This is a genomic window from Sulfobacillus harzensis (assembly GCF_012933365.1).
Taxonomy (GTDB): domain Bacteria; phylum Bacillota; class Sulfobacillia; order Sulfobacillales; family Sulfobacillaceae; genus Sulfobacillus_B; species Sulfobacillus_B harzensis.
Genome location: NZ_JABBVZ010000245.1, coordinates 1 through 1,636, shown reverse-complemented (window position 1 = coordinate 1,636; position 1,636 = coordinate 1). Strand labels below are relative to the sequence as shown.

Here is a 1,636-nt window from a genome sequence, read left to right as displayed (position 1 = left end):
AGCATGTTGAGCACCATTTTTTCGGCGGTCCCGGCCTTTAAGCGGGTGGAGCCCATCACCACTTCCGGGCCTGTATCCACGGCGATGGCCACATCTGACAAAGCAGCGGCGGCCGGCTGGGGGTTGCAGCTCACGGAAATGGTGGCGAGTCCGCACGACCGAGCCCACGTCAACGCGCCCCTTACGTAGGGGGTGTTGCCTGACGCGGTGAGGCCGACGACGACATCGCCCGCACGTGCTCCCGCTTCGTGCAAGTCGACGCCTCCCTGCGCCTGATCATCTTCGGTGCCTTCCTGCGCTTCAAAAATGGCGTCGCGCCCCCCCCGCCATTAGGGCCTGAACCATATCCGGGGAGGTGTTGAAGGTCGGCGGGCATTCCGCCGCATCCAACACGCCAAGTCGTCCACTCGTCCCAGCGCCCACGTAAAATAATCGGCCGCCGAGGCGAAAGTGGGTGACAATCACGTCAATCGCCCGTGCCACATCCGGCAAGACCTACTCTACCTTTTCAGCCACGGTTTTGTCAGCGCGGTTCATGACTTGGACAAGCTCTAAATTGCTGAGTGTCCCCAAATCGGGAATCGCTTGGTCCCACGACTCCGTATTCAAGGCAATCCACTCCTGCTCCATCGTGAGCCTCCGTTCCTCTTGCTGTCTCCAATCACCCGGCTTACACACGATGCTGCCGGATGGCCTCCTCGGTCGCCTTAAGATGTCTTAAGGTCCGGGTGGCATCCTGATTGGCCAACCACAACATCAAGGCATCGCCGATCAGGAGCGAGGCCAAAACAGACGTCGTGGCGCCAATGCGGGGTGTCGGTTCTTGCGCGGAGACATGGAACACAACATCGGCCAGCTCCGCGAGACGGTTTTTGGGCCGATATTGTGTAATCGCGACTATGAAGGCTTCGCGTTCGCGAAGCTCAGTTGCCAGCTCCAGCACTTCTCGGGTTGCCCCCGAGAAAGACACTAAAACGGCGACGTCCTCCGACCCCAGAAGAGCCGAAGCCATCACCGCTAAGTGGATATCCCGCCAGCAGGTCACCGGGAAGCCAAGCCGGGTAAGTTTCTGTGCCAGATCTTCAGCCGCGATATGTGAGGCCGCCATGCCGAACAGGAACACGTGGTGCGCGCTGCGCAGCCGTTCGCTGACACGCGCCAAATCGGCCTCATTTAAGTTGTTGATTGTTTGATAGATGGAGTCCTCGGCGGCATGCGCAAAGGACTGCAACTGGCTGTCGAATGAGGCACCGGGATTAATTTCGGTGTATTCCGGCGAGGAACGTTGTTCCTGACGCACCAGATCGGCGGTCAATAACACCTTGAGTGTGCTGTAGCCGTCGATTTTGAGGGTTCTCAACAGACGAATCACGGCAGCTTGGCTGGAGTTGGATTCCCGGGCCAAGTCGCGAACGGTTAAACGGAGAACAGTTTCGGGATTTTCCAAAATCCATTGCGCAATTTTGGCTTCCGATCCTGTTAACAAGTCCAGATTCGATTCAATCCGTTCTAAAACACCTGCTATCGGCACGCCGATTCTCCTTAGTTCCCCATCTTGCTAAGATGAGGAATTTTCTAACAAGTGTACGGTGATTATCATAACATGGAACAGTGGGATGATACAACATTTCTCAAT

The 1,636-nt window shown here is 56.8% G+C and carries 3 protein-coding genes and 1 pseudogene; all 4 read right to left on the bottom strand.

Features of this window, described 5'->3' with window-relative positions; translation table 11 throughout:
* Positions 1-308 (bottom strand): annotated as a pseudogene (gene murQ / locus HIJ39_RS22785) (N-acetylmuramic acid 6-phosphate etherase); the annotation flags it as partial.
* Positions 301-492 carry a hypothetical protein gene (locus HIJ39_RS22780; protein WP_169103314.1) on the bottom strand — a complete coding sequence of 64 codons (192 nt, stop codon included), beginning with the start codon at positions 490-492 and terminating at the stop codon, positions 301-303. The pseudogene murQ and the gene HIJ39_RS22780, both read right to left, overlap by 8 nt.
* Before the next feature lie 3 nt (positions 493-495).
* Entirely contained in the window at positions 496-630 is a 135-nt protein-coding gene (locus HIJ39_RS24805; protein ID WP_275107407.1) for a hypothetical protein, read from the bottom strand.
* A 40-nt stretch (positions 631-670) separates the two neighbouring features.
* On the bottom strand, positions 671-1,531 hold the full coding sequence (locus HIJ39_RS25030; RefSeq protein WP_338055279.1) for a MurR/RpiR family transcriptional regulator: 861 nt from the start codon (positions 1,529-1,531) through the stop codon (positions 671-673).
* Between the last annotated feature and the right edge of the window lie 105 nt (positions 1,532-1,636).